This window comes from Pseudomonas oryzihabitans (assembly GCF_032027545.1).
Lineage (GTDB): Bacteria > Pseudomonadota > Gammaproteobacteria > Pseudomonadales > Pseudomonadaceae > Chryseomonas > Chryseomonas oryzihabitans_F.
This window is the reverse complement of the sequence record NZ_JAVSJB010000004.1, coordinates 459,200-467,215: the sequence shown is the minus strand read 5'-3', so window position 1 is coordinate 467,215 and position 8,016 is coordinate 459,200. Positions and strand designations below refer to the sequence as shown.

Below are 8,016 nucleotides of genomic sequence, written 5' to 3'. Positions count from 1 at the left end.
GCATCCGCAGGTGCTGGACCAGTGGTTGGCCGGCGTGACCTCACGCACTGGCGAACCTGCTGCGCAGGTGGCCAAGGCCACTCTGGCACCCTAGTAGACCAGAACATCAGACTGACTCGCGCCGGTTCGGGCGGGTTTTGCCGCAGCCGCCGCACGAATTCTCTGGATCTCGTGCGTCGACCTGTCCACTCCTAGCTGACGGGCACCGTTATGTTGATAACAGACCACAAACTTCCTCTCGGCCAGCAGATCGCCGATTTCATCGACTGGCTGACGCTGCACGGCGCCGGCGTCTTCGACAAGATCTCCGACGTCCTGTCCGGCCTGATCCATGGCCTGACCGCCGGCCTGATGTGGTTCAACCCCCTGGCTTTCATCGCCCTGGTCGTCGTGGGTGTCTATCTGTTGCAACGCAGCATCGGCCTCACGCTGTTCGCGCTAGCGTCGCTGCTGCTGATCCTCAACCTGGGTTACTGGCAGGAAACCATGGAAACCCTGGCCCAGGTGGTGTTCGCCACCCTGGTCTGCATCGCCATCGGCGTGCCCCTGGGCATCCTCGCCGCGCATAAGCCCTGGTTCTACACCGGCCTGCGCCCGGTACTGGACCTGATGCAGACGGTCCCCACCTTCGTCTACCTGATCCCCACCCTGACCCTGTTCGGCCTGGGCGTGGTGCCCGGCCTGATCTCCACGGTGGTGTTCGCCGTCGCCGCGCCGATCCGCCTGACCTGCCTGGGCATCCAGGACGTCCCCGCCGAACTGATGGACGCCGGCAAGGCCTTCGGCTGCTCGCGCTGGCAGTTGCTGACCCGCATCGAGTTGCCCCACGCCATGCCCAGCATCGGCGCCGGTATCACCCAGTGCATCATGCTCTCGCTGTCGATGGTGGTGATCGCCGCCCTGGTGGGTGCCGATGGCCTGGGCAAGCCGGTGGTGAACGCCCTCAATACCGCGGACATCGCCCTGGGCTTCGAAGCCGGCCTGTCCATCGTCCTGATCGCCATCCTGCTCGACCGGGTGTGCAAGCAACCCGCCCCACGCGAGGTTAAATAAGTCATGACCGCCATTCGTTTCGAACACGTCGACGTCATCTTCGGCAAGCAGAACAAGCGCGCCCTGGAGCTACTCGACCAAGGCAAGGGCCGCAGCGAGATCCTGCAGGAGACCGGCCAGGTGCTGGGCGTCGAGGACGCCTGCCTGGAGGTCCAGAAGGGCGAGATCTGCGTGCTCATGGGCCTGTCCGGCTCGGGCAAGTCCAGCCTGCTGCGCTGCATCAACGGCCTCAATACCGTGAGCCGCGGCAAGCTGCTCATCGAGCACAAAGGTAGCGAGGTGGACATCGCCAACTGCTCCCCCGCCGTGCTCAAGGACATGCGCACCACCCGCATCGCCATGGTGTTCCAGAAGTTCGCCCTGATGCCCTGGCTGACCGTGGCCGAGAACGTCGGCTTCGGCCTGGAGATGCAAGGCCGCTCCGCCGCCGAGCGCAAGAAGCTGGTCGACGAGAAGCTGGAGCTGGTCGGTCTGACCCAGTGGCGCAACAAGAAGCCGGATTCCCTCTCCGGCGGCATGCAGCAGCGCGTGGGTCTGGCCCGCGCCCTGGCCATGGATGCCGACATCCTGCTGATGGACGAGCCGTTCTCCGCCCTCGATCCGCTGATCCGCCAGCAGTTGCAGGATGAACTGCTGCAGCTGCAGGCCAAGGTCAACAAGACCATCGTCTTCGTCAGCCACGACCTGGACGAGGCGCTGAAGATCGGCACCAATATCGCCATCATGAAGGACGGCCGCATCATCCAGCACGGTCGCCCCGAGGACATCGTCCTCAACCCGGCCGACGAGTACGTGCGTACCTTCGTCGCCCATACCAATCCGCTCAACGTCCTCAGCGGCTACAGCCTGATGCGTGGCCTGGACAAGTGCGGTCGCGAGGGCAACGAGATCTGCCTGGAGCGCAGCCACGACATCTGGTTGGCGCTGGATGGCCAGAAGGTCAAGGCGCTGCGGCGCGGCGGCGAGAGCCTGGCCCTGCAACGCTGGACCCCGGGTACCCCGGTCACCAGCCTGCAGCGGCAGCCGACCTTGGCCCCGGCCGATATCCGCATGCGCGATGCCCTGGAAATCCGCTATCACACCGGGCACAAGCTGGTGCTGGAAACCGACGGCCATGCCGTGGGCATCCTCGGCGACAAAGAGCTCTACCACGCCCTGCTGGGCAAGAATCTGGAGAAGGCCGGCGAAGACGTCGAACCGCCCGCGGTCCACTCGCCGCTGTCCCAGGCGGGCTGATACCAGGCCCCGGCACCCCGTCTACTGGAAAGGCGCGGGTGCCGGGCCCTCTCTCCCGCTGGCCACCACAACAGCCCTGCTCTCGCGCCCACTGCAACGCCCTACGGTCACCACCCCGCCCCCTGGCTCTTGCCACATGATCGACCCGTAGGAGCAACTGTCTTGTCGCGGTCATGCCGGTGCGCCGTAGCGACCGCTCTGGCTTGGACTATCGCGGCCATGGGCCGCTCCTACAAAAGCCTCATCCCCTGTAGGAGCGGCCCATGGCCGCGATACGTGATCAAGACAGTTGCTCCTACAGGCGAGCCTCGTACCCGTAGGAGCGGCCACTGCGACGGACCGCCATGGTCGCGCAAGGACAGTTGCTCCCAAGGTGGCGGCACGATGATCGATCATGATCTTGCCGGTGCTGCTGGAGATGAATGCCTGCTCGGCTAGCCCCCTCTCCCCTTGGGAGAGGGCTGGGGTGAGGGCGTGCCGCAGGGCCCCAGTGGAAAAGGCTGCGCCGTTTTCCACGCTACGGTTACGGCGACACCTACCGCGCCATGGCCGCGCCAAGAGCCTGTTCACGATCGCGCGAGAGCCAAACAGGGCGCAACGACCAACGGGAGTAACAGCCAACGGCTGGCCCCTAGGGTGAATGCTAGCGAATCGACTGCCTGAATAAGCGGACCGGACTCGCGCACGAGTTTACGAGGGGTAAAAGAGCATTCCGCCCGGGCCGCCCAGGCCAGGCTGGCAATCCAGGACATGTTCAACGCCGTTTGGCCGACGCGCAGCAGATCGCGAACAGATGCTTAGAGCACCACCGTCCTTCCGGCATTGAGGAAGACTCGGCGATCCAGGTGGAAGCCCACGGCCCGGGCCAGGGTCAGGCACTCGATGTCGCGGCCCTTGGCGACCAGATCCTCGGCATAGTGGGCGTGGTCCACCGGCTCGACGCCCTGGGCGATGATCGGGCCTTCGTCCAGGTCGTTGTTGATGTAGTGCGCGGTGGCGCCTACCAGCTTGACGCCCTTGGCATAGGCCTGGTGATAGGGCCGCGCGCCCTTGAAGCCAGGCAGCAGCGAGTGGTGGATGTTGATCGCCCAGCCATCCAGGCGGCGGCACAGCTCGGGCGACAGCACCTGCATGTAGCGAGCGAGGATGACCAGCTCCGCGCCGGTGTCCTGCAGCACCTGCCAGACCTTGGCTTCCTGGGCCGGCTTGTCCTGGGGATCGAGGGGGAAATGGTGGTAGGGAATACCGTGCCAGGCCGCCAGCGGCTCCAGGTCCGGGTGGTTGGAGATGACCGCCACCACGTCCATGGGCAACTGGCCGATGCGCTGGCGATAGAGCAGGTCGTTGAGGCAGTGGTCGGCCTTGGAGACCATGATGGCGACCTTGGCGCGATAGCCGGGCGGTACCAGTTCGAAGGTCATGTCGAAGGGCGTGAAGCGCAGATCCAGCCCGACCCGGAACAGGCCTTCGTTGAAGTCTGCCGGTACCTGGAACTCCACCCGGATGAAGAAGCGCTGGGCTTCACGGTCATCGAAGCTGTGGTGCTGGGTGACGTAGCAGCCCTGCTCGAACAGATAGCGGGTGACCACGTCCACGGTGCCGAGGCGACTCGGGCTCTGGGCGGTGAGAATCCAGGTATCGGGCGTGCGGCTCATGATGAATTCCTTTGCATGGAGATGAAGCCAAAACCACAGAACCCGACCTACGCCTCACGCAGGTTGGGTTCGCTGGAGCGCGATTGACGCAAGCCCTGATCAGGCTTCGATGCGCAATCCGTACTCGGCACTCGCGTCCTGCAGCCACAGCCAGACGTAGTCGGCGAAGCTGCGGCGCACCACCAGCTCCCAGGTATCTTCCGCCGTATGGCGGATCACCAGTTGGGACTTGGCGAACACCGTACCTACCGCCTTGCCCACCGGGAAATTGCTCGGATGGACGTCGTAGGAGGTGGACTTCATCAGTACCTCGCGGACCTTGGGTCCCTTCAGCTCCACCAGCGTCTGGCCGCCACCGACGTTGACGATGGCGACATGGCGCTCGCCCAGCGCCTGGCGCAGGGCCTGCTCGGTAGCGAATTCGCTGCCACCGGGCACTACCAGCAGCCACTCGTCCGGGCCGAGCCATTGCAGCGAGCTCTCGCCCTGCTGGGTCAGGGCCAGCGGACCGGGCACTTCCAGGCCGACCACGCTCTGCACGGCGCCGGTGAAGCCTTCGTCGTGGGCGTCGCCGCGAATCACCAGGTGACCCAGCAGGGCCCGCTCGCGCAGGGTCACCCCGGCGGTGGCCGGGCCCCGGCCGCCGAGCCTGTTCAGCTCGGCGTGGAACAGCGGGGACTCGGCGCGCGCCGTGGCGGAGTATTGGTCGTACACATTGATGTCGTTCATGGGGCGCTATCCTCGTTAGGCGACGTTCTGCCGCTCACCCTTGGGGTCGTAGAACACCGGCGAGACGATCTCGGCAGCGATGTAGCGGCCATCGGCCAGCGGGGCATAGACGGTTTGACCCATACGGCCCAGCCCACCCTTGACCATCGCCATGGCGAAGCCATAGCCCAGGGTCGCGCTGTAGTAGCTGGAGGTCACGTGGCCCACCATGTCCATGGGGATCGGCTGGTTGCGCTCGAACACCAGTTGCGAGCCTTCCGGCAGCACATCGCGAGCATCCAGCGGCTTGAGGCCGACCAGTTGCTTGCGGTTCTCGCGGACGCAGTCCTGGCGGTGCATGCCGCGCTTGCCGATGAAGGAGAAGCTCTTGTTCAGGCTCACCGCCCAGCCCATGCCCAGGTCCTGGGGCGTGACCGAACCATCGGTGTCCTGGCCGATGATGATGAAGCCCTTCTCCGCCCGCAGCACGTGCATGGTCTCGGTGCCGTAGGGGGTGAGGTCGAATTCCTTGCCCGCGGCGACCACCTGCTCCAGCACGCCCATGGCGTAGTTGGCCGGTACGTTGATCTCGTAGGAGAGTTCGCCGGTGAAGGAGATGCGGAACACCCGCGCCGGTACGCCAGCCACCTGACCTTCCTTCCAGGCCATGAAGGGGAAGGCGGCATTGTCCAGGTCGATGTCGGTCAGCTTGGCCAGCAGCTTGCGGCTGTTGGGGCCGGAAAGGGTCAGGGTCGCCCAGTGGTCGGTGACCGAGGTGAAGTACACCTCCAGCTCCGGCCATTCGGTCTGGTGATACAGCTCCAGCCATTCGAAGACGCGCGCGGCGCCGCCGGTGGTGGTGGTCATCAGGAAGTGGTTGTCGGCGAGACAGGCGGTGACGCCGTCGTCGAAGACCATGCCGTCTTCCTTGCACATCAGGCCGTAGCGGGCCTTGCCGATGTCCAGCTTGGTCCAGGCGTTGGTGTAGACGCGATTGAGGAATTCCCGTGCATCCTTGCCCTGGATGTCGATCTTGCCCAGGGTGGAGGCATCCAGCAGGCCGACGCTACGGCGTACGGCCAGGCACTCGCGGTTGACCGCGGCGTGCAGGTCCTCGCCCGCCTTGGGGAAGTACCAGGGGCGCTTCCACTGGCCGACGTCCTCGAACAGGGCGCCCTGCTTGAGGTGCCAGGCATGCAGCGCGGTGTAGCGCTTGGGCTCGAACAGCGCGCCGCAATGACGCCCGGCGATGGCGCCGAAGGTCACCGGGGTGTAGTTCGGGCGGAACATGGTGGTGCCGACTTCCGGGATGGCCTTGCTCTGCACGCGAGCAGCGATGGCCAGGCCGTTGATGTTGCCCAGCTTGCCCTGGTCGGTGCCGAAGCCCATGGCGGTGTAGCGCTTGACGTGCTCGATGGACTCGAAGCCCTCGCGGCAGGCCAGCTCGATGCCGGCGGCGGTGACGTCGTTCTGCAGGTCGACGAATTGCTTGGGGGCCCGCGACGACGGCTTGTCGTGGGGGACCTGGAACAGTGCAAGGCTCGGCTCTTCCTGGCGGAATTCAGCCTGGGGCAGTTCACCGCTGACGACCTTGGCACCGGCTTCGGCTGCCGCGGTGGCGCCGGCTTCGAAACCATCGGCGAGGACGTCGCCCAGGGCGAAGACGCCGTTCACGCCACCGGCGCAAACGCGCTTCTGCGGCGCCGGACCGGGCACGAAGGCCTGGATGTCGTCACGCCATTGCGGACGACCGCCCAGGTGCGAGGCCAGGTGGACCACCGGGCTGTAGCCGCCGGAGGTGGCGATGAGGTCGCAGTCCAGCCACTCGCCGCCGCCCAGGGTGCGGAAGGCGGTCAGGTCGATGGTGGCGATCTTGGCGCCGGTCACCCGGGTACTGCCGCGGGCTTCGCTCACGGCGGTACCGCCCATGACGCGCACGCCACGCTTGCGTACCTCTTCGACCCAGGCGCCGCGCGGATTGGGCCGCGCATCGGCCACGGCCACCACCTGGCGACCGGCTTCGAGCCAGTCCAGGGCCACGCGGTAGGCATAATCGTTATTGGTGGACAGCACCAGGCGCTGGCCCGGCGCCACGGCGTAGCGGCGGATGTAGGTGGAGACGGCGCCGGCCACCATGTTGCCCGGCAGGTCGTTGTTGGCATACACCAGCGGCCGCTCGTGGGCACCGGTGGCCAGCACCACGCGGGTCGCGCGGACGCGGTGCAGACGCTGACGCACCTGGCCATGGGGCGCGCGATCGCCGAGGTGGTCGGTCAGGCGCTCGTGGATGGTGAGGAAGTTGTGGTCGTGATAGCCGTTGACCGTGGCGCGTGGCAGCAAGACCACGTTGTCCAGGCCCTGCAGCTCGGCCACCGCCTTGGCCACCCAGTCAGCGGCCGGGGCGCCGTCGAGACGCTCGCGGCTGTCCAGCAGGCTGCCACCGAATTCTTCCTGTTCGTCGGCCAGGATCACCCTAGCACCGCTGCGACCGGCGGCCAGGGCCGCGGCCAGACCGGCGGCGCCACCGCCCACCACCAGCACGTCGCAGTGCTGGTTGAAGTTGTCGTAGGTGTCGGGATCGACCTGGGTCGGCGCCCGGCCGAGGCCGGCGGCCTTGCGGATGTACTTCTCGTAGGTCATCCACAGATTCTGCGGATACATGAAGGTCTTGTAGTAGAACCCGGGCGGCATCATCTTGCCGCCGACCTTGCCGAGGATGCCCATGAGGTCGTTGTTGACGCTCGGCCAGCCGTTGGTGCTGGCGGAGACCAGGCCCTGGTACAGCGCCTGCTGGGTGGCCCGCACGTTGGGCACCTGGGTGGCCTCGGTGGCGCCGATCTGCATGATGGCGTTGGGCTCTTCGGCACCGGCGGCGACGATGCCGCGCGGCCGGGAATATTTGAAGCTGCGCCCGATCACGTCCACGCCGTTGGCCAGCAGCGCCGAGGCCAGGGTGTCACCCTTGAAGCCCTGGTAGGTCTGACCGTTGAAGGTGAAGGTGATGGCCTGGCTGCGGTCCAGGCGACCGCCCTGGGTGAGTCGATGGACCTGGCTCATGTGCGCTCTCCTCGCTCGGCGGTGAAGCGGGGTTGCTCGCCGATCGGATAGGTTTCGAGAATTTCGTAGGTCTCGGTGTTACGGGTGGCGTTGAAGTACTGGCGGCAACCCGAGGCATGGACCCACAGCTCGTGACGCAGACCGCGCGGATTGTCACGGAAGAACATGTAGTCGCCCCACTCGGCGTCGCTGCAGGCCTCGGGGTCGAGTGGCCGCGGAATGTGCGCCTCGCCGGCGGCGTGGAATTCTTCTTCGGAGCGCAATTCCCCGCAGTGGGGGCAATGGATGTACAACATGCTCGGGCTCC

Annotated in this window: 6 protein-coding genes; 2 read left to right on the top strand and 4 right to left on the bottom strand. The window is 66.1% G+C overall.

Features of this window, described 5'->3' with window-relative positions; translation table 11 throughout:
* Window positions 1–210: 210 nt before the first annotated feature.
* Window positions 211–1,053, top strand: coding sequence for a choline ABC transporter permease subunit (choW, locus tag RND78_RS09480; protein ID WP_312728098.1), 843 nt, complete (start codon window positions 211–213; stop codon window positions 1,051–1,053).
* A gap of 3 nt (window positions 1,054–1,056) precedes the next feature.
* Window positions 1,057–2,289, top strand: coding sequence for a choline ABC transporter ATP-binding protein (gene choV / locus RND78_RS09475; RefSeq protein WP_312728097.1), 1,233 nt, complete (start codon window positions 1,057–1,059; stop codon window positions 2,287–2,289).
* A 797-nt stretch (window positions 2,290–3,086) separates the two neighbouring features.
* On the opposite strand, the gene RND78_RS09470 is transcribed toward choV, so the two are convergent.
* The 4 genes from RND78_RS09470 to RND78_RS09455 form a co-directional block, all read right to left on the bottom strand.
* Window positions 3,087–3,944, bottom strand: coding sequence for a formyltetrahydrofolate deformylase (locus tag RND78_RS09470; RefSeq protein WP_312728096.1), 858 nt, complete (start codon window positions 3,942–3,944; stop codon window positions 3,087–3,089).
* 99 nt (window positions 3,945–4,043) lie between these two features.
* Window positions 4,044–4,673, bottom strand: a complete 630-nt coding sequence (locus RND78_RS09465) for a sarcosine oxidase subunit gamma family protein (protein ID WP_312728095.1) — start codon at window positions 4,671–4,673, stop codon at window positions 4,044–4,046.
* A gap of 15 nt (window positions 4,674–4,688) precedes the next feature.
* Complete coding sequence (locus RND78_RS09460) at window positions 4,689–7,709, bottom strand: sarcosine oxidase subunit alpha (RefSeq protein WP_312728094.1); 3,021 nt, start codon at window positions 7,707–7,709, stop codon at window positions 4,689–4,691.
* Entirely contained in the window at window positions 7,706–8,005 is a 300-nt protein-coding gene (locus tag RND78_RS09455; protein WP_017639232.1) for a sarcosine oxidase subunit delta, read from the bottom strand. The genes RND78_RS09460 and RND78_RS09455 overlap by 4 nt, the downstream gene beginning before the upstream one ends.
* Window positions 8,006–8,016 lie beyond the last annotated feature (11 nt).